Origin of the sequence: Curvibacter gracilis ATCC BAA-807 (assembly GCF_000518645.1) — a bacterium.
Classification (GTDB): Bacteria; Pseudomonadota; Gammaproteobacteria; order Burkholderiales; family Burkholderiaceae_C; genus Curvibacter; species Curvibacter gracilis.
Window position 1 is genome coordinate 34,213 of the sequence record NZ_JADZ01000023.1, and the last position, 19,524, is coordinate 53,736.

General features: G+C 67.8%; 19 protein-coding genes and 1 pseudogene. 13 read left to right on the plus strand and 7 right to left on the minus strand.

What is annotated here, in order from left to right; translation table 11 throughout:
• Positions 1-104: 104 nt before the first annotated feature.
• Positions 105-1,619, minus strand: coding sequence for a DegQ family serine endoprotease (locus L880_RS0117110; RefSeq protein WP_027476713.1), 1,515 nt, complete (start codon positions 1,617-1,619; stop codon positions 105-107).
• A gap of 268 nt (positions 1,620-1,887) precedes the next feature.
• Between L880_RS0117110 and L880_RS0117115 the strand changes: the two genes are divergently transcribed.
• Positions 1,888-2,769: an alpha/beta fold hydrolase gene (locus tag L880_RS0117115; RefSeq protein WP_027476714.1), complete on the plus strand. Its 882-nt coding sequence runs from the start codon at positions 1,888-1,890 to the stop codon at positions 2,767-2,769.
• A gap of 17 nt (positions 2,770-2,786) precedes the next feature.
• Here L880_RS0117115 and L880_RS0117120 read toward each other — a convergent pair whose 3' ends face one another.
• From L880_RS0117120 to argH, 3 genes are all read right to left on the minus strand, one after another.
• Positions 2,787-4,133 (minus strand): ATP-binding protein, encoded by a 1,347-nt coding sequence (locus tag L880_RS0117120; RefSeq protein WP_027476715.1) that lies wholly within the window; start codon positions 4,131-4,133, stop codon positions 2,787-2,789.
• Positions 4,134-4,141: 8 nt separating this feature from the next.
• Positions 4,142-4,801: a response regulator gene (locus L880_RS0117125; protein WP_019575069.1), complete on the minus strand. Its 660-nt coding sequence runs from the start codon at positions 4,799-4,801 to the stop codon at positions 4,142-4,144.
• Positions 4,802-4,899: 98 nt separating this feature from the next.
• Positions 4,900-6,354 carry an argininosuccinate lyase gene (gene argH / locus L880_RS0117130; protein ID WP_027476716.1) on the minus strand — a complete coding sequence of 485 codons (1,455 nt, stop codon included), beginning with the start codon at positions 6,352-6,354 and terminating at the stop codon, positions 4,900-4,902.
• 71 nt (positions 6,355-6,425) lie between these two features.
• On the opposite strand from argH, the gene L880_RS0117135 reads away from it, so the two are divergent.
• The 5 genes from L880_RS0117135 to L880_RS0117155 all read left to right on the plus strand — a co-directional run bounded on the left by L880_RS0117135 (position 6,426) and on the right by L880_RS0117155 (position 11,126).
• Positions 6,426-7,484, plus strand: coding sequence for a sensor histidine kinase (locus tag L880_RS0117135; protein ID WP_027476717.1), 1,059 nt, complete (start codon positions 6,426-6,428; stop codon positions 7,482-7,484).
• 56 nt (positions 7,485-7,540) lie between these two features.
• Positions 7,541-8,293: a LytR/AlgR family response regulator transcription factor gene (locus L880_RS0117140; protein ID WP_027476718.1), complete on the plus strand. Its 753-nt coding sequence runs from the start codon at positions 7,541-7,543 to the stop codon at positions 8,291-8,293.
• 204 nt (positions 8,294-8,497) lie between these two features.
• A complete protein-coding gene (locus L880_RS0117145; protein WP_084461386.1) occupies positions 8,498-9,529 on the plus strand; it encodes a Bug family tripartite tricarboxylate transporter substrate binding protein in 1,032 nt (343 codons plus the stop codon).
• 23 nt (positions 9,530-9,552) lie between these two features.
• Entirely contained in the window at positions 9,553-9,966 is a 414-nt protein-coding gene (locus L880_RS0117150; RefSeq protein ID WP_027476720.1) for a cupin domain-containing protein, read from the plus strand.
• The gene (locus tag L880_RS0117155; RefSeq protein WP_027476721.1) at positions 9,963-11,126 is read left to right on the plus strand and encodes an acyl-CoA dehydrogenase family protein; all 1,164 of its coding nucleotides are present in this window, start codon (positions 9,963-9,965) and stop codon (positions 11,124-11,126) included. The genes L880_RS0117150 and L880_RS0117155 overlap by 4 nt, the downstream gene beginning before the upstream one ends.
• A gap of 27 nt (positions 11,127-11,153) precedes the next feature.
• Here L880_RS0117155 and L880_RS0117160 read toward each other — a convergent pair whose 3' ends face one another.
• Positions 11,154-12,164, minus strand: a complete 1,011-nt coding sequence (locus L880_RS0117160; RefSeq protein WP_027476722.1) for a LysR family transcriptional regulator — start codon at positions 12,162-12,164, stop codon at positions 11,154-11,156.
• 211 nt (positions 12,165-12,375) lie between these two features.
• Here L880_RS0117160 and L880_RS0117165 point away from each other — a divergent pair, with 211 nt between their 5' ends.
• The 7 genes from L880_RS0117165 to L880_RS0117195 all read left to right on the plus strand — a co-directional run bounded on the left by L880_RS0117165 (position 12,376) and on the right by L880_RS0117195 (position 18,901).
• Positions 12,376-13,746 carry an MFS transporter gene (locus L880_RS0117165; protein WP_027476723.1) on the plus strand — a complete coding sequence of 457 codons (1,371 nt, stop codon included), beginning with the start codon at positions 12,376-12,378 and terminating at the stop codon, positions 13,744-13,746.
• 44 nt (positions 13,747-13,790) lie between these two features.
• The gene (locus L880_RS0117170) at positions 13,791-14,819 is read left to right on the plus strand and encodes an amidohydrolase family protein (RefSeq protein ID WP_027476724.1); all 1,029 of its coding nucleotides are present in this window, start codon (positions 13,791-13,793) and stop codon (positions 14,817-14,819) included.
• A 27-nt stretch (positions 14,820-14,846) separates the two neighbouring features.
• Positions 14,847-15,530 (plus strand): 4-carboxy-4-hydroxy-2-oxoadipate aldolase/oxaloacetate decarboxylase, encoded by a 684-nt coding sequence (gene ligK, locus L880_RS0117175; protein WP_027476725.1) that lies wholly within the window; start codon positions 14,847-14,849, stop codon positions 15,528-15,530.
• Between the two features lie 65 nt (positions 15,531-15,595).
• A complete protein-coding gene (locus L880_RS0117180; RefSeq protein WP_027476726.1) occupies positions 15,596-16,528 on the plus strand; it encodes an amidohydrolase family protein in 933 nt (310 codons plus the stop codon).
• 102 nt (positions 16,529-16,630) lie between these two features.
• Positions 16,631-17,068: a protocatechuate 4,5-dioxygenase subunit alpha gene (gene ligA, locus L880_RS0117185; RefSeq protein ID WP_027476727.1), complete on the plus strand. Its 438-nt coding sequence runs from the start codon at positions 16,631-16,633 to the stop codon at positions 17,066-17,068.
• Position 17,069: 1 nt separating this feature from the next.
• Positions 17,070-17,942, plus strand: a complete 873-nt coding sequence (locus L880_RS0117190) for a class III extradiol dioxygenase subunit beta (protein ID WP_027476728.1) — start codon at positions 17,070-17,072, stop codon at positions 17,940-17,942.
• Positions 17,939-18,901: a Gfo/Idh/MocA family oxidoreductase gene (locus L880_RS0117195; protein ID WP_027476729.1), complete on the plus strand. Its 963-nt coding sequence runs from the start codon at positions 17,939-17,941 to the stop codon at positions 18,899-18,901. Before L880_RS0117190 ends, L880_RS0117195 begins: the two co-directional genes overlap by 4 nt.
• A 199-nt stretch (positions 18,902-19,100) precedes the next feature.
• Here L880_RS0117195 and L880_RS36430 read toward each other — a convergent pair.
• A pseudogene (locus L880_RS36430) lies at positions 19,101-19,265 on the minus strand (type II toxin-antitoxin system RelE/ParE family toxin); the annotation flags it as partial.
• Complete coding sequence (locus L880_RS32670; RefSeq protein ID WP_157462937.1) at positions 19,262-19,519, minus strand: hypothetical protein; 258 nt, start codon at positions 19,517-19,519, stop codon at positions 19,262-19,264. The gene L880_RS32670 and the pseudogene L880_RS36430, both read right to left, overlap by 4 nt.
• Positions 19,520-19,524 lie beyond the last annotated feature (5 nt).

A 19,524-nucleotide genomic window follows, 5' to 3' on the forward strand; every position in this document is an offset into this window, starting at 1 on the left:
TTTTCGAGCCCCAAAATGCAACAAGCCCCCGCATTGCGGGGGCTTGTGTTCAAGGCCGGGGGCGCACAGGCCCCTCGCGGGTCAACGCGCAGGCCCCTCGCGGCTCAACCCAGGCGGATCGGCACAAAGATGCGCTGATCACCACGCTGGATCAGCAAGGCCACCGACTTGTCGGATTTGGCCACCGCCTCGCGCACCTGGTCCACCGAGCGCACGTTGGTGCCGTTGACGGCCAGCAGGACGTCGCCCTGCTGCACGCCGGCCCGGGCCGCGGCGCCCCGGGCGTCTTGCACCAGCAGGCCGCTTTCGGCGCCGATCTGCTCGCGCTCCTGCGGCTGCAGGGGGCGCAAGGCCAGACCGAGCTTGCCCTGATCCGCGGGCTTGTCGCCTTCGGCCTTGGCCGACTTGTCGCCCACCTTGACCAACTGGGCCTGCAGCGTCTCGGAACTGCCCTTGCGCCAGACGTTGATGCTGACCTTGTCGCCCGGCGAAGCCAGGGCGATCAGGGCCGGCAGGTCGCCCGAGGACACGATGCGCTGGCCGTTGACCTGACGGATCACGTCACCGGGCTGCAGGCCGGCGCGCTCGGCCGGGCCGCCCTTCTCGACGCTGGACACCAGCGCCCCCTCAGGCCGGTCGAGCTTGAAGGAGTCGGCCAGGGTCTGGTTGACCTCCTGCACCACCACGCCGAGGCGGGCATGCTCGACCTTGCCGGTGGCCACGATCTGGTCGCGGATGCGGATCGCCACGTCCACGGGAATCGCAAACGACACGCCCTGGTAGCCCCCGGTGCGGCTGTAGATCTGCGAGTTGATGCCCACCACCTCGCCGCGCGCATTGAACAGCGGCCCGCCCGAGTTGCCGGGGTTGATGGCCACGTCGGTCTGGATGAAGGGCACCGCGCTGTCGTCCGGCAGGGTGCGGCCCTTGGCGCTGACCACGCCGGCCGTCACGGTGTTCTCAAAGCCGAAGGGCGAGCCGATGGCCAGCACCCACTCACCCACCTTGAGGTCGGCCATGCGGCCGAACTTGACCACGGGCAGGTTCTTGGCCTCGACCTTGATCACGGCCACGTCGGTGCGCGGGTCCGAGCCCAGCACCTTGGCGCGCAGTTCGCGCCGGTCGGTCAGCTTGACCGTGACCTCCTTGGCGCCCTTGACCACATGGGCGTTGGTGAGGATCACGCCGTCTTCACTGACGATGAAGCCCGAGCCCTGGCCCCGGGTGGGGGTCTCCTGGGCCCGTGGCCCCTGGCGCTGGCCGGGCATGGGGCCGCCGAAGCGGCGGAAGAACTCGGCGATGGCCGGCGGCATCTCCTGGGCACCGGCGTCGGCGTCATCATCGTCGTCGTTGGACTCGTTGCTCACGCGGGTGGTGCCCACCACGCTGATGTTGACCACGGCCGGGCCGTAGCGCTCGGTGATCGCCGAGAAATCGGGTGCCTGCACACCACCGACCGGGGCGCTGGCGGCAGGGCTGGCGGCCGCGACCAGGGCCGGCGGGGTCTGGGCGTGGGCCAGGCCCAGGTGCACGGCCGACACGCCGGCGCCCCCCAGGGCCCCCGCCGCCAGCAGGGCCATGACCAGACGGGATGCGGGCCATTGAATGGTGTTTTTCATCGAAGACTCCTGACCAAAACGGTGTTGCGATGAAAGCAATGTGCCCGGCCAGTCTTAGCGCTGTCTTAAACCCCCCGCCCCCGGCGGCAGCGACCCCGCCCGGGCCCAAGCTGCTGCCAATCGATGCAAGCACAACAGGTGTTGTAAGGCCCGTCATCAATGGTTTCAGAAAGGCCTTCTGGCTGCCGTTTCGCCACGTCCAGCCGGTACATTCGCGCCGGTTTGCCGGACATCCCAACTCAGCCCTCCCTCCCCCGCCCTGCATGACATGAAACTCCAGACCCGACTGATCGACCTTGAAATCCGTGACCAGGGGCCCGCCAAGGCCCCGGTGGTGCTGTTGATCATGGGCCTGGGCATGCAACTGATCTCCTGGCCCTCGCGCCTGGTCGACACCTTGCTGGCCGCGGGCTACCGGGTGATCCGCTTCGACAACCGCGATGCGGGCCTGTCGCAGCGCTTTCCGGAGTTGGGCGTGCCCAACCTGCCCTGGGCCTGGCTGCGCCATTCGGTGGGCCTGCCCATCCGCCCCCCCTACTCGCTGCAGGACATGGCCCGCGACACCCTGTCGCTGCTGGACGCACTCGACATCGCGGGCGCCCATGTGCTGGGGGTGGACCTGGGCGGCATGATCGGCCAGCACATGGCCTTGATGGAACCAGGCCGGGTGCGCAGCCTGTGCAGCGTGATGAGCAGCAGCGGGGCCCGTCACCTGCCCGGCCCCGAGCGCGCCGTGCGCGCCGCCCTGCTGCGCCAGCCTGCGGGCGTCGACACCGCCAGCCTGCTGGCCCATCAGCAGGCCTTGTTCCACCTGTTGCGCAGCCCGTGCTTTCCGCAAGACCTGGAAGACCAGCGCAAGCGCCTGCTGGCCGGCATCCACCGGGCGGTCTACCCCGAGGGTGTGGTGCGGCAACTGGCCGCCGTGCTGGCCGACACCCAGCGCGCCGCCGCCCTGGCGCAGTTGCAGGTGCCCACCCTGGTGGTACACGGTCGCCAAGACCCCCTGCTGCCGGTGGCCTGCGGCGAAGACACCGCGCGCCGCATTCCGGGGGCCAGGCTGCTCACCATCGAAGGCATGGGCCACGACCTGCCGCCCGGCGTGGTGCAGGCCCTGCTGGCGGCGCTGCTGCCGCACCTGAAGATGCACTGAGCGCGGTCAGAAAGTGCTCAGGCGGTCGTTGCTCCGATTTTTGCGTCGAAGGCCACCGTCACTTTCAGCCCGCCCAGGCGCTCCGAGTCGCCCAGGCTGACCCGGGCGCCGTGCTGCCGCGCCACCGCCTCCACGATGGCCAGGCCCAGGCCACTGCCCGGCACCTCGGCCACGCTCTCGCCGCGCTTGAAGCGGTCGAACACCCGGGCCCGCTCGCCCACCGGGATGCCGGGGCCACTGTCCTCGACCACCCAGGCCGCCGTGCCATCCGCCTGGCGCAACAGCGAGACATCGATGGTGCCCGGGCCCGGGGTGTACTTGATGGCGTTGTCCACCAGGTTGCGCAGCAAAACACGCAAGGCCTCGGCCTGACCGGGCACGGTCAGCGCATCGGCCTGATCCACGCCCAGGTCCAGGCCGCGTGCGCCCGCCAGCGGCAGGCACTCGGCCATCACCTCGCGGGTCAGGGCCAGCAGATCGACCGGCTGGGCCTGGGCCTCGGGGGCCGATTCCTGGCGCGCCAGCAGCAGCAACTGCCCGACCAGGTCAATGGCCCGCTCGATGCCCTGGCGCAGGCGCTGGGCCGCCAGCTCACGCGTCGGCTCATCGGCCGCACGCTGCAGGGCCTGCATCTGCAGGCGCAGCGCCGTCAGGGGGGAGCGCAGTTCGTGTGCGGCATCGGCCACGAAGTGGCGCTGCGCCTGCAGCGTGCTCTGCACGCGCGCGAACAGCGCGTTGAGCTCGCCCACCAGCGGGCGCACCTCGTCGGGCAGGCCCTGCTCGGGCAGGGGCGACAGGTCGTCGGCACTGCGCCGGGCCACCTGGCGCTGCATGCGCTGCACCGGGCGCAGGGCCCGGCCGATGATCCAGCCCACCACCAGCATCAGCATGGGGGTGATGCCCAGCAGCGGCAGCACGGCCCGGAAGGCCAGGGCCCGGGCCCGCGCATCGCGCGCGCTCATGTCCTGCGCGATCTGCACCGTCTGCAAGGCAGTCTGCAGGGTGTAGACGCGGTAGCGCACGCCCCCGCTCTGGATGTCCGAAAAGCCCAGCACGGCGCGCCCCGGCAGCACCGAGCGCGGCGAGCGGAACAGTGGAAACCCGTCGGCCCCCCAGATCTGCACCTCGATGCCGGCGTCTTCGCTGGCCTCTTCGGGGTTGATCCAGCCCAGCGGCACGCCCTGCTGCACCGCCTGGGCCATCTGGCGCAGGTGCTCGTCGAACAGGGCATCGGCCTCGAACAAGGCATTGCGGTAGGCGGTGGCGGCCAGCACCGCGCAGGCCAGCAAGATGGTGCCCAGCACCAGTGCCTGCAGGCGCGCCCGCAGCGAATGTCGGGCCGGGGCCCAAAAACGCCACATCATTCGCCGCATCACTCGCGCGGCACCAGGTAGCCCAGGCCGCGCACGGTCTGGATCAGGCCGGCCCCCAGCTTCTTGCGCACGCCATGGATGTAGACCTCGACCGCATTGCTGCTGATGTCTTCCTTCCAGCTGAAGAGCTTTTCTTCGAGTTGAGCCCGCGAAAAAATCACCCCGGGGCGTGAGATCAGGGGCTCCAGCACCGCCCATTCGCGGGCTGACAGCGTCACGGGCTGGCCGTTGAGGCGGGCTTCGTGGGTGGCGGGGTTGAGGCTGACCCCGTGTTGTTCGAACACCGGGCCGGCCTGCCCGGCCTGGCGCCGCAGCAGGGCCCGCACGCGGGCCAGCAGCTCGTCGGTGTCAAAGGGCTTGACCACGTAATCGTCGGCGCCGGCATCCAGTCCGGCCACGCGGTCGCTGACCGCATCGCGTGCGGTGGCCACCAGCACCGGCAGGGTGCTGCGCCGCGCACGCAGATCGCGCAGCACCTGCAGCCCGTCGCGGCGCGGCAGGCCCAGGTCGAGCAGCATCAGGTCATAGGTGGCGCTGCGCAGGGCCGTGTCGGCCATCTCGCCATCGCGCACCCAATCGACCGCGTAGTGCTCGGCGCGCAGCACATCGAGCACGGCCTGGCCGATCATGGGGTCGTCTTCCACCAGCAGCAAACGCATCGCGCAGCACTCCGTTCAAAGGGACCGACACAGCCTAGCCGGGCAGGCTTAGAGCAGGCTGAAGCCCGCCCCTGCCCGCTCAGAACGTGTTGACGTTCTCAGGCCAGGCGGGTGCGGTGGCGCTCGATCTGGGCGCGCACCTGCTCGGGGGCCGTGCCACCCAGGGTGCTGCGGGCGTTCAGCGAGCCGCGCAGGCTGAGCACCTCGTACACGTCCTTGTCGATGCTGGGGTTGAACTGCTGCAGCACGGCCAGCGGCAGCTCGGACAGGTCCACGTTGTGCGAGATGGCGGCCTTGACGGCATGGGCCACCGTCTCGTGGGCATCGCGGAAGGGCAGGCCCTTCTTGACCAGGTAGTCGGCCAGGTCGGTGGCGGTGGCGTATCCGCGCTTGGCCGCGTCTTCCATGGCCTGCGGGCGCACGGTGATGCCTTCGACCATCTCGGCGAAGATGCGCAGCGTGTCCTTCAAGGTGTCCACCGTGTCGAACAGCGGCTCCTTGTCTTCCTGGTTGTCCTTGTTGTAGGCCAGGGGCTGGCCCTTCATGAGGGTGATCAGACCCATCAGGTGGCCCACCACGCGGCCGGTCTTGCCCCGGGCCAGCTCGGGCACGTCGGGGTTCTTCTTCTGCGGCATGATCGAGCTGCCCGTGGTGAAACGGTCGGCGATCTGGATGAAGCCGAAGTTCTGGCTCATCCACAGGATCAGCTCTTCGGACAGGCGGCTGATGTGCACCATGGCCAGCGAGGCGGCGGCGGTGAACTCGATGGCGAAATCGCGGTCGCTCACGGCGTCCAGGCTGTTCTGGCACACACCGTCCATGCCCAGGGTGGCGGCCACGCGGGCGCGGTCCAGCGGGTAGCTGGTGCCGGCCAGGGCGGCGGCGCCCAGGGGCAGGCGGTTGGTGCGGCGGCGCACATCGGCCATGCGCTCGGCATCGCGGCTGAACATCTCCACATAGGCCAGCATGTGGTGGCCGAAGCTCACCGGCTGGGCCACCTGCAGGTGGGTGAAGCCGGGCAGGATCACCTCGACGTTGCGCGCGGCGATGTCGAGCAAGGCCTTTTGCAGGTCCACCAGCAAACCACTGATCAAGTCGATCTCACCGCGCAACCACAGGCGCACATCGGTGGCCACCTGGTCGTTGCGGCTGCGGCCGGTGTGCAGGCGCTTGCCGGCATCGCCCACCAGCTGGGTCAGGCGCGCCTCGATGTTCAGGTGAACGTCTTCCAGGTCCAGCTTCCAGTCGAAGGTGCCGGCCTCGATCTCGGCGCGGATCTGGGCCATGCCGCGCTGGATGGCGGCCAGGTCATCCGCCCCGATGATGCCCTGGGCGGCCAGCATGTCGGCGTGGGCCAGGGAGCCCGTGATGTCGGCCAGCCAGAGGCGCTTGTCAAAGAACACGCTGGAGGTGTAGCGCTTGACCAGATCGCTCATCGGCTCGGAAAACAAGGCCGACCAGCCCTCCGACTTGTTGTCGAGTTGGTTGACGGCGGCTTGGGGGGTGCTGGCAGCCGGGTTAGCACCCGGGTTGGCGTTGGAGCTGGTGGTCATGAAAAGCAATAATCCGTGTCGAGGGGGCCACTGGGCCACTGCCCAGGAGGTCGCTGAAAAGGCGATAGGCCATGAAAGATTCGCAAATTTTATCGACCTTCGGTCCGACCGCGCCGCAAACCGCCTCCAAGCCGTCGGCCAGACCGGCTCCGCTGGTGTTCGATGCCTGTCATGTGGGCGTGGTTCTGCGCGCCGTGTTGTTCGTGGAAACCGTGATGGGCGTGGCCGCGCTGTACGCGGTCGACACCTTCATGGCCTGGGTCGGGCTGGTGGGCGTGCTCACCTGCGCCGCCCTGCCCGGCACCCTGGCCTGGCTGGTCGTGGCCTGCCTGCTCAAGCACACGCTGGCGCGGCTACCCGCCGCCGCCCAGTACGGGGTGGGCAGCCTGCTGGGCGCGCTCACCGGCCTGTATGGCTGCGGCCTGCTGGCCCTGACCGGCTTCACCGAACGTTCGCCCTGGCTGGCCAGCGCCTGCACCGGCGCCTTGCTGGCCGGGCTGCTGGTGGCCAGCCTGGTGTGGCGCGCCCGCGCCCGCACCCCGGCGGCCACCACAGCGCGCCTGGCCGAGCTGCAGTCGCGCATCCGGCCGCACTTTCTGTTCAACACCCTGAACAGCGCCATCGCCCTGGTGCGTGCCGAGCCGGCCCGTGCCGAAACCCTGCTGGAAGACCTGAGCGACCTGTTCCGCGCCGCCCTGGTCGAGCACGGCGAGACCGCCACGCTGGACGAGGAGGTGGCGCTGGCCCAGCGCTACCTGGCCATCGAGCAGGTGCGCTTCGGCGAGCGGCTGCGCGTGCACTGGGAGCTCGACCCCGAGGCCGGTCAGGCCCGCCTGCCACCCCTGCTGTTACAGCCCCTGGTGGAGAACGCCATCAAGCACGGCGTGGAGCCCAGTGCGGTGGGGGGCGAGTTGATCGTGCGAACCCGCAATCAGGGGACTCGTGTGCGCCTGGATATCATTAATTCACTACCACCGGAAGCTCAAAAAACGACCGCTCAAACAGCTGGTCATGGGATAGCGCTCGCCAATGTAAGCGACCGCTTGCGTTTGTTGCACGACGTCGAAATTGAGTTCAGTGCTGGCGTGAGGGACGACCGCTACCATGTCCGAATCACGTTTCCGACGTGAGTCGAGGCATGGAGACAACCTTGCCGCATGGATTCAATCAACGTCTTGAAAGCACCATGGAGCTTCACCTTCTGATCGTTGACGACGAAGCATTGGCACGCTCCCGTCTGCGAACGCTGCTGAGCGACCTGCACGCAGCTCACCCCTTCACGGTCCAAGAGGCCACCAACGCCGTCACAGCCATGTCGGTGCTCGATCGCGAGCCCATCGATGTGGTCCTGCTGGACATCCACATGCCCGGCACCGACGGCCTGGGCCTGGCCAACCACCTGCGCACCCTGAGGCGCCCGCCGGTGGTGATCTTCATCACGGCCTATGCCGAGCATGCGGTACAGGCCTTCGACCTCGATGCTGTCGACTACCTCACCAAGCCCGTGCGCGCCGACCGCCTGAGCGAAGCCCTGCAGAAGGCCGAGCGCCGCCTGCAGACCCAGCGCAGCCAGCCGCAGCCCGACAACAGCCCCTCCGAGCACCTGATCATCCAGGACCGTGGCCGCACCGAGCGGGTCCCCTTGGCCGAGGTGCTGTACTTCAAGGCCGAGCTCAAGTACGTGACCGTGCGCACGGCGGTGCGCAGCTACATCCTCGACGGCTCGCTGAGCGACCTCGAAACCCGCTACCCCAACCGCTTCATGCGCATCCACCGCAATGCGCTGGTGGCCCGCCAGGCGGTGCGCGCGCTGGAGAAGCACTACGACAGCGAAGAAGGCGATGGCTGGGCCGTGCGTCTGCAAGGCCTCGATGAGCGCCTGTCGGTGTCGCGCCGCCAGCTGACCTCGGTGCGCGAGGCGATTGCCGCCAGCCGCTGAGCTGAGCCCCCCACCGGCCTGGCCCCGCACCGGGCGGGCCACCCGACCCGGCCCCAGCGCCGGGTCAGACTCCGGCCCCGGCGCCGCGATTCACAAAAGCAATCGCCGACGCGTTTTTTTGAATTGGACCTGGGCTCCAGTGCACTCCAAGATGGGCCTCCGGCAGCCGGCACAGACCGGGCGCCACCCCTTGGAGACAACACCATGAACCGCTTGCATGCCTGCACGGCACTGCTGGCCCTGGCCCTGGGCGCCCCACTGGCCGCCCGGGCCCAGAGCCTGCCCTCACCCGCTGCCTCACCCTCCACTTCCCCCGCCACCACGCCGGCCACTGCGCCCAGCAGCTACCCCACCGGCCCCATCACCCTGGTCGTGCCCTTTGCGGCCGGCAGCGGCACCGACTCGGTGGCCCGCGCCCTCGGACAGAAGCTGGGCGAACGCCTGCGCCAGCCGGTGCTGATCGACAACCGCCCCGGCGCCAGCGCCCAATTGGGTGCGCAGTACGTGGCCAAGGCCAAGCCCGACGGCTACACGCTGTTCATGACCACCAACACCTCGCACTCGGCCAACCCCAGCCTGTTTGCGCAACTGCGCTACGACCCGATCAAGGACTTCACCCCCGTGGCCGGTGTGGGCGAGCTGCCGTTTGCCCTGGCGGTCCACCCTTCGGTGCCGGCCCGCACCTTGGGCGAGTTCATCGCCTATGCCAAGGCCCGCCCCGGCCAGCTCAGCTACGCCACGCCCAACAGCACCTCGCTGGTGGCCAGCGAAACCCTCAAGCGCATGGCCGGCCTGGACATCGTGGGCGTGCCCTACAAATCCAGCCCGCAGGCCATGACCGACCTGGTGGGCGGCCAGGTGCAGATGTACGTGGCCGACCTGGGCTCGGGCATGAGCATGCTCAAGAGCGACAAGGTGCGCACCCTGGGCATCACCACGGCCGAGGCCTCGCGCCTGCTGCCCGGCGTGCCCCCGATCGGCAAGACGGTGCCGGGCTTTGACCTGACCTCGTGGAACGGCGTCTTCGGCCCCGCCGGCCTGCCGCCGCCGGTGGTGGAGCGGCTCAACCGCGAAATCAACGCCGTGCTGGCCGACACCGATGTGCAAGACAAGCTGGCCCAGATCGGCTTTCAGGTGTGGCCGGGCGCCACGCCCGAGGCCTTTGCGCAGTACGTGGCCGAGCAACTGCGGCACTGGGGGCAGCTGATCCGCCAGGCCGGCATCCGCCCCGAATGAGCTCCGCCCCTTGAAAGCCCCTCATGTCTCAAGCCCCCCGATATGACTACTGCGTGCGCGCCGGCAGCGTGCCCAGCTACCAGCCGGCCAACCACGCCCACACCCACAACCAGCGCCTGATCGGCCCCGACAACGTAGGGGCGCGCCACCTGGAGGTGGTGCTGGGCACCCTGGCGCCGGGCGGCGGCGCCCTGCCCCACGCCCACCCGGGCATGGAGCAGGCCTGCTACCTGCTCGAAGGCACGGCCCACGTCGAAGTGGCCGGCCAGTCGTTCGAGCTGGGGCCGGGCGATGCCTGCTTTTTTCCGCAAGACGAGATGCATGTGTTCCAGGTCACCAGCGCCACCCCGGTGAAGCTGCTGGTGATCTACAGCCCCCCCTACGGCGAGAACCCCGAGCGCGTGCGCCGCACCAACCCGACCGGAGGTGCTGCATGAATTTCGGCTGGACCGAGCAACAGCAGCAGATCCGCGATGCGGTCGAGCGCGTGTGCGCGCCCTTTGATGCCGACTACTGGCTGCGCCACGACCGCGAGGGCGGCTTTCCGGGCGACTTCCACCAGGCCCTGGCCGAGGCCGGCTGGCTGGGCATCGCCATGCCCGAGGCCTATGGCGGCGCCGGCCTGGGCATCAGCGAAGCCGCCTTGATGATGCACACCATCGCCGCCACCGGCGCCGGTCTGTCGGGCGCCTCGGCCGTGCACATGAACATCTTCGGCCTGCACCCCGTGGTGGTGTTTGGCAACGAGGCGCAAAAACAGCGCTGGCTGCCGCCCCTGATCGCGGGCCACGACAAGGCCTGCTTCGGCGTGACCGAACCCAACACCGGCCTCAACACCCTCAAGCTCAAGACCCGCGCCGTGCGCCAGGGCGACCACTATGTGGTGACCGGCCAGAAGGTGTGGATCTCGACCGCCCAGGTGGCCAACAAGATCCTGCTGCTGGCCCGCACCACCCCGGTCGAGGAATGCCGCGGCACCGAAGGCCTGAGCCTGTTCTACACCGACCTGGACCGCAGCACCGTGGAGGTGCGCGAGATCGAGAAGATGGGCCGCAAGGCGGTCGACTCGAACCAGGTCTTCATCGACGGCCTGCGCATCCCGGTGGAAGACCGCGTGGGCGAAGAAGGCCAGGGCTTCAGCTACATCCTGCACGGCCTGAACCCCGAACGCATCCTGATCGCCGCCGAGGCCGTGGGCCTGGGCCGTGCCGCACTGGCACGCGGCGCGCTGTACGCCCAGGAGCGCGTGGTGTTCGACCGCCCCATCGGCATGAACCAGGGCATCCAGCACCCGCTGGCCAAGTCATGGATGGAACTGGAGGCCGCCCACCTGATGGTGCACAAGGCCGCCTGGCTGTACGACCAGCACCAGCCCTGCGGCGCCGAGGCCAACAGCGCCAAATACCTGGCCGCCGAAGCCTGCTACCACGCCTGCGAAAACGCCATCCTCACCCACGGCGGCATGGGCTATGCCAAGGAATACCACGTGGAGCGCTACCTGCGCGAAGCCTGGATCCCCCGCCTGGCCCCGGTCAGCCCGCAGCTGATCCTGTGCTTCATTGCAGAGAAAGTGCTGGGGCTGCCGAAGTCGTATTGAGGGGGGCCTACCCTTCTCGGCCCGGCCTCAGCGGCGGCGCGAAGGGCGTTGCCCGGCGGGCTCGCTCGGGGTGGGTGGCGCAGCGGCCAACACGGGCGGCGGCGCCTCGCGGTCTCCCCCTGCAGCATGGCCCGCCACCGCCTGCTGCACCACCTCGCGGATCAGGGCCAGGGCGCGCTTGTGGGTTTCGGTGGAGGGGCGGCGCGAGGACCACACCAGGTTCAGCTCGCTCATGATGCGCGGCGAGTGGATGCCGTGCAGCACAAAGGGCGTGGCGTTGCTGAAGCTGCTCAGGGTGTAGGCGGGCAGCACGGCGTGGCCCAGGCCTTCGCGCACCAGGTTGAGGATGGCGTTCAGGCCGTCCACCTCCAGCGTGACCTGGGGCTTGAGGCCGAAGCGGGCCATTTCGGCGTCGATCAGGATGCGGAACACATTGGGCCGGCTGGGCAGGATCAGCGGCAGGGCCGCCACCTCGCGCAGGCTCAGCGTGGCGGGCAGGGGCGTGTCCTGGCGCAGGGGGTGGTCGCGGGCGGCGATCAGCACCAGTTGCTCTTCGTGCAGCGTGCTCATCTCCAGATCGGGCGAGCGCACCGGGTTGTACAGCACCGCCATGTCGAGGTTGCCCACGCGCAGGCCCTCGTACATCTGCACCGAAAAGCCTTCGGTGAGGGTGAGCCGCGCCTGCGGCAGGTGCTGCATGAAGGCGCGTGCCAGCGGCACGGTGATCAGGCGCGACAGGCTGGGCGGCAGGCCCACCGACACCCGGCCGGCCAGGGCGCCGCGGGCGCTGCCCATCTCCTCGCGCGCCACCTCCACCTGGTGCAGGATGCCGCGGCCGTGCTCGAGCAGCAGCTTGCCGCTTTCGGTCAGCTTGACGCCGCGCCCGTTGCGGTCGAGCAGGTTCTGACGCAACTCCACCTCCAGCATGCGCACCTGGCGGCTGAGCGCGGGCTGGGCGATGTTGAGGGCGATCGAGGCCCGGGTGAAGCTGCCCAGTTCGGCCACACGAACGAAGTATTCGAGCTGTTTGAGGTCCATGACGCGTGATTTTGAATACCTTTCGTCGAACTATATCAATTCGATATACCAGCTAGTGTGGGGGGCCGCTGGCAAGCGGGGGCGGCCCTGTCCAGAATCGGCGCCAACACAAATTGCGCGCCCAGGCGGGACTCAACCCGCCACAGAGCCCGCGCCAGCCCGGTTCAGCGAGGGAGGGAAGCAACCCCGATGGATCACCCAGAGACAAGCCATGAAACCCAATGCCTCGGACGTCAACGTCCAGACCCTGCTCAACGAGCACCCGTTTTCGCCCTTTCAGTGGGTGATCTTTGCGCTGTGCTTCTTCATCGTGCTGCTGGACGGTTTTGACACCGCCGCCATCGGCTACATCGCGCCCTCGCTGATCAAGGAATGGGGCGTCAGCAAGCCCGCCCTGGCCCCGGTGCTGAGCGCCGCCCTGTTTGGCCTGGCGGCCGGCGCCCTGCTGGCGGGCCCGCTGGCCGACCGGCTGGGCCGCAAGACGGTGCTGGTGGGCTCGGTGCTGATCTTTGCCGTGGCCTGCCTGGCCTCGGGCTTTGCCCCCGACCTGACCACGCTGAGCGCGCTGCGCTTTGTGACCGGCCTGGGCCTGGGTGCCGCCATGCCCAATGCCGTGACCCTGATGAGCGAATACTGCCCGGACGGCCGACGCGCCACCCTGACCAACGCCATGTTCTGCGGCTTTCCGCTGGGCGCGGCCTTTGGCGGCTTTCTGGCGGCCTGGATGATCCCGAACTTCGGCTGGCGCAGCGTGCTGATCCTGGGCGGCGCCGTGCCCCTGCTGCTGGTGCTGCTGCTGGTGGTGCTGCTGCCCGATTCGGTGCGCTACATGGTGGCCAATGGCCAGCCGGTGGAGCGCATCCGCGCCGTGCTGGCCCGCATTGCCGGCCCCGCCGTGCTGAAGGCCAAGCGCTTTGTGCTGACCGAGACGGCGGCACACTCCGACGCCAAGAGCGGCATCGGTGTGGTGCTGTCGGCCCCCTACCGCGTGGGCTCGCTGATGCTGTGGTTGGCCTATTTCATGGGCCTGGTGATCTTCTATGCCCTGATCAACTGGATGCCCGTGCTGTTCAAGGACGCCGGCATCGACCCCAAGACCGGCACGCTGATCGCGGCCCTGTTCCCGCTGGGGGGCGTGGGCGCCGTGTTCTTTGGCTGGTTGATGGACCGCTTCAATGCCAACCGCATCATCGCCACTGGCTATGCGCTCACCGCCGTCTCGATCTGGGCCATCGGCCAGGCCGCCGGCCAGGTGGGCTGGCTGGTGGTGGTGGTGTTCATCGCCGGCACCATCATGAACACCGCGCAATCGTCGATGCCGGCCCTGGCCGCCGCCTACTACCCGACGCGGGGCCGTGCCACCGGCGTGGCCTGGATGCTGGGCATCGGCCGCTTTGGCGGCATTGCCGGCTCCTTCCTGGTGGCCGAGCTGTCGGCCCGCCAGCTGAGCTTTGGTGACATCTTTGCGGTGGTGGCCATCCCCGGCATCATTGCCACCGCGGCCCTGATGCTGAAAGAATTCAAGCGCCCCAAGGGGGGCGATGACAGCAGCGCCCGCCTCGTGCCGGTGGCTGCGCACTGAGCTTTCTGAACCCCTTCTGTTTTCGACCCTCTGGAGAATCCCCGATGATCATCGACGTTCACGGCCACTACACCACCGCCCCGGCCGCCCTGGGCGCCTGGCGCGACCTGCAGATCGCCGCCCTGAAAGACCCCAGCAAGGCGCCCAAGGCCTCCGAGCTGAAGATCAGCGACGACGAGCTGCGCGAGTCCATCGAGACCAACCAGCTCAAGCTGATGAAAGAGCGCGGCAGCGACCTGACCATCTTCAGCCCGCGCGCCAGCTTCATGGCGCACCACATCGGCGACTTCGAGACCTCGTCCACCTGGGCCGCCATCTGCAACGAGCTGTGCTTCCGCGTGAGCGAGCTGTTCCCCGACCACTTCATCCCGGCCGCCATGCTGCCGCAGTCGCCGGGCGTGGACCCGGCCACCTGCATCCCCGAACTGGTCAAGTGCGTGGAGCAGTACGGCAACGTGGGCATCAACCTGAACCCCGATCCTTCGGGCGGCCACTGGACCAGCCCGCCGCTGTCGGACCGCCACTGGTACCCCATCTATGAAAAGATGGTCGAGTACGACATCCCGGCGATGATCCACGTGAGCACCAGCTGCAACAGCTGCTTCCACACCACCGGCGCCCACTACCTGAACGCCGACACCACAGCCTTCATGCAATGCCTGACCAGCGACCTGTTCAAGGACTTCCCCACCCTGAAGTTCCTGATCCCGCACGGCGGCGGCGCGGTGCCCTACCACTGGGGCCGTTTCCGGGGCCTGGCGCAAGAGCTGAAGAAGCCTCTGCTGAAGGACCACCTGCTCAACAACATCTTCTTTGACACCTGCGTGTACCACCAGCCGGGCATCGACCTGCTGACCAAGGTGATCCCGGTGGACAACATCCTGTTTGCCAGCGAGATGATCGGCGCCGTGCGCGGCATCGACCCCGAAACCGGCCACTACTACGACGACACCAAGCGCTACGTGGCCGCCACGCCCAACCTGAGCGACGAAGACCGCTACAAGGTCTACGAAGGCAACGCCCGCCGCGTCTTCCCGCGCCTGGACAAGGCCCTCAAGGCCAAGGGCCTGTAACCCCATTCAACGAACCGGAGCAACACCATGTACGAACTCGGAGTCGTTTACCGCAACATCACCCGCGCCGACCGCGCGGCCGCCGACGGCCTGGCCGCCCTGGGCTCGGCCACCGTGCACGAAGCCATGGGCCGTGTCGGCCTGCTCAAGCCCTACATGCGCCCCATCTACGCGGGCCAGAAGGTGTCGGGCACCGCCGTCACCGTACTGCTGCAGCCCGGCGACAACTGGATGATGCACGTGGCCGCCGAGCAGATCCAGCCCGGCGACATCGTGGTGGCCGCGGTCACCGCCGAATGCACCGACGGCTACTTTGGCGACCTGCTGGCCACCAGCTTCCAGGCCCGTGGCGCCCGTGCCCTGATCATCGACGCCGGCGTGCGCGACGTGGCCACGCTGCAGGAGATGAACTTCCCGGTCTGGAGCAAGGCCATCAGCAGCAAGGGCACCATCAAGGCCACCCTGGGCTCGGTGAACATCCCCATCGTGTGCGCCGGCATGCTGGTCACCCCGGGTGACGTGATCGTGGCCGACGACGACGGCGTGGTCTGCGTGCCCGCCGCCCGCGCCCAGGCCACCCTGGAGGCCGCCATCAAGCGCGAATCGTTCGAAGGCGAAAAGCGCGCCAAGCTGGCCTCGGGCGTGCTGGGCCTGGACATGTACAAGATGCGCGAGCCGCTGGCCGCCGCCGGCTTGAAGTACATCGACTGATGCGCCCCCCCGGCGGCCCCGCTGCGGGCCGCCTCTTTGGCAACACCACCCCCACAGAGATTGACATGAGCAAACCCACCACAGGTGATTTCACCAAGACCTCCGGCTGGCTGGACTGGTACGAAGGCCCGGCCAAGCCGGCTTTCAAGCTGCCGGCCGGCGCGGTTGACGCGCACTGCCACGTGTTCGGCCCGGGGGCCGAGTTTCCCTACGCCCCCGAACGCAAATACACCCCCTGCGACGCCAGCAAGCAACAGCTGTACGCGCTGCGCGACCACCTGGGCTTTGCCCGCAACGTGGTGGTGCAGGCCACCTGCCACGGCGCCGACAACCGCGCCATGGTCGATGCCTGCCTGTCCAGCGGCGGCAAGGCCCGCGGCGTGGCCACCGTCAAGCGCTCGGTCACCGACGAAGAGCTGCAGGCCCTGCACGCCGCCGGCGTACGCGGTGTGCGCTTCAACTTCGTCAAGCGCCTGGTCGACTTCACGCCCAAGGACGAGCTGCTGGAGATCGCCAACCGCATCGGCAAGCTCGGCTGGCACGTGGTGATCTACTTCGAGGCGGTGGACCTGCCCGAGCTGTGGGACTTCTTCACCGCCCTGCCCACCACCGTGGTGGTGGACCACATGGGCCGCCCCGATGTGAGCAAGCCCATCGACGGCCCCGAGTTCCAGCTGTTCCTGAAGTTCATGCGCGAGCACACCAATGTGTGGAGCAAGGTGAGCTGCCCCGAGCGCCTGAGCGTGAGTGGCCCCAAGGCCCTGGACGGCGAGCAGAACGCCTACACCGACGTGATCCCCTTCGCCCGCGCCGTGGTGCAGGAGTTCCCGGACCGCGTGCTGTGGGGCACCGACTGGCCGCACCCCAACCTGAAGGACCACATGCCCGACGACGGCCTGCTGGTCGACTTCATCCCGCACATCGCGCCCACTGCCGAGCTGCAGCAGAAGCTGCTCGTCACCAACCCCATGCGCCTTTACTGGCCAGAAGAACAATGACCCCCACGCCCCACCGCTGCGCGGGTCGCTGCCCCCCCGGGGGGCGCAAATCGCCTTGGGGCGGCCCGGCGGCGATTTCGACCGTCAAATTGGAAGAATGAAATGGCACTCGACAAACCCTACCTGGACGTGCCCGGCACGACCATCTTCGACGCCGAGCAATCGCGCAAGGGCTACTGGCTCAACCAGTTCTGCATGAGCCTGATGAAGGCCGAGAACCGCGCACGCTTCAAGGCCGATGAACGCGCCTACCTCGACGAGTGGCCGATGACCGAAGAGCAGAAGCAGGGCGTGCTCACGCGCGACCTGAACCGCTGCATGGCCGCGGGCGGCAACATCTACTTTCTGGCCAAGATCGGCGCCACCGATGGCAAGAGCTTCCAGCAGATGGCAGGCTCGATGACCGGCATGACCGAAGAGGAATACCGCAACATGATGATCAGCGGCGGCCGTTCCATCGAAGGCAACCGCTTCATCGGCGAAGACGGCGACGCCCAGGCGCATCGACAACCCCAGGGCAGCGCCCACAAGAAAGCCTGACATGGCCAAGATCACCGCTTCCGTATTCACCTCGCACGTGCCGGCCATCGGCGCGGCCATCGACCTCGGCAAGACCGAAGAGGCCTACTGGCAACCGCTGTTCAAGGGCTATGAATTCTCCAAGCAATGGATGAAGGACAACAAGCCTGATGTGGTGTTCCTGGTCTACAACGACCACGCCACGGCCTTCAGCCTGGAGATGATCCCCACCTTTGCCATCGGCACCGCGGCCGAGTTCCAGCCCGCCGACGAAGGCTGGGGCCCGCGCCCCGTGCCCAAGGTGATCGGCCACCCCGACCTGGCCAGCCACATCGCGCAAAGCGTGATCCAGGACGACTTCGACCTCACCATCGTCAACAAGATGGACGTGGACCACGGCCTGACCGTGCCGCTGTCGCTGATGTGCGGCCAGCCCCCCGCAGACGCGTTCTCCTGGCCCTGCCCCGTGATCCCCTTCGCCGTCAACGTGGTGCAGTACCCCGTGCCCTCGGGCCGGCGCTGCTACAACCTGGGCAAGGCCATCCGCAAGGCGGTCGACAGCTTCGATGAAAACCTCAACGTGCACATCTGGGGCACCGGTGGCATGAGCCACCAGTTGCAAGGCCCGCGCGCCGGCCTGATCAACAAGGAATGGGACAACGCCTTCCTGGATCAGCTGATCGCCGACCCCGAAGCCCTGTCGCACAAGCCCCATGTCGACTACGTGCGCGAAGCCGGCTCGGAAGGCATCGAGCTGGTGATGTGGCTGATCGCCCGCGGCGCCATGGACGACGTCAACGGCAAAGGCCCGGCGCCCAAGGTGACGCACCGCTTCTACCACGTCCCTGCATCCAACACGGCCGTAGGCCACCTGATTCTGGAGAACCAAGCATGAGCAACAAAACCATCAAAGTCGCCCTGGCAGGCGCCGGTGCCTTCGGCATCAAGCACCTGGACGGCATCAAGAACATCGACGGCGTCGAAGTGGTGTCGCTGATCAGCCGCGACCTCGAAAAAACCCGTGAAGTGGCCGCCAAGTACGGCATCGGCCACGTCACCACCGACCTGGCCGACAGCCTGGCCCTGCCCGAAGTCGACGCCGTGATCCTGTGCACCCCCACCCAGATGCACGCCTCGCAAAGCCTGGCCTGCCTGAAGGCCGGCAAGCACGTGCAGGTCGAGATCCCGCTGGCCGACAGCTGGAAGGACGCGCAAGAGGTGGTGGACCTGGCCAAGAGCAGCGGCCTGGTGGCCATGTGCGGCCACACCCGCCGCTTCAACCCCAGCCACCAGTACGTGCACAAGAAGATCCAGGCCGGCGAGTTCAACATCCAGCAGATGGATGTGCAGACCTACTTCTTCCGCCGCACCAACATGAACGCGCTGGGCCAGCCGCGCAGCTGGACCGACCACCTGCTGTGGCACCACGCCGCCCACACCGTGGACCTGTTCGCCTACCAGGCCGGCAGCCCCATCGTGAAGGCCAACGCCATCCAGGGCCCGATCCACCCGACCCTGGGCATCGCCATGGACATGTCGATCCAGCTCAAGGCGGCCAACGGCGCCATCTGCACCCTGAGCCTGTCGTTCAACAACGACGGCCCGCTGGGCACCTTCTTCCGCTACATCGGCGACAGCGCCACCTACATCGCGCGCTACGACGACCTGGTCAATGGCAAGGAAGAAAAGATCGACGTGTCGAAGGTGGACGTGTCCATGAACGGCATCGAACTGCAGGACCGCGAGTTCTTCGCCGCCATCCGCGAAGGCCGCGAGCCCAATTCGAGCGTGGCCCAGGTGCTGCCCTGCTACAAGGTGCTGCACGATCTGGAGCAGCAACTGAACGCGGGCTGATGAAGCCGTGGTGGCCGGGGTGCGGCGCGCCCTGGTCACCACCCGAATGCCTGCCGGCCTCACAGGCGGCCTGGCCCATCAGGGCGGCCACTGTTGCGAACCGTGCAGCAGACGGAGCATTTCCAGCCGCTGCCGGGCTATCGTGATACCGATAGACAAGCACAAAGGGGGTCTTGCTGATCACCAGTTCCCGGGTTCCCGGCACCCGGCCGGGACGCCCCATCAACGGGTGTTGCAACAACAGCTGGATCTGCCCCTCCAGGTGGTCACCCTGCTTCAGGGCGGCATGGGGATTGCGCTGAGCGATATAGTCCAATTGTGCCTGCCGGTCTTGCACCGCTCTGGGCAGCCAGAAGATTCTCATCCGGAATTTCCAGGATGCTCCAGCCTCTCAGATTCGGTCATCGCCAAGCGTGGCTTGGCCGCAATGGCAGCCCGCTGCAGGGCCCAGTCGGCCTGTGCCTGCTCCTGGGTGATCCATTCCGTTGCAGGATCGTCAGCCAAGTCGAGGGCCTGCTTGACTTGCTGCTGAAACCATTTTTCGTGAGCTTGCGCAGGCAGACCGTCAGCATCGGCCACAGACACTGGCGCCAAAGGCTTGGGAGTCGAAGTGTTCATGGCAT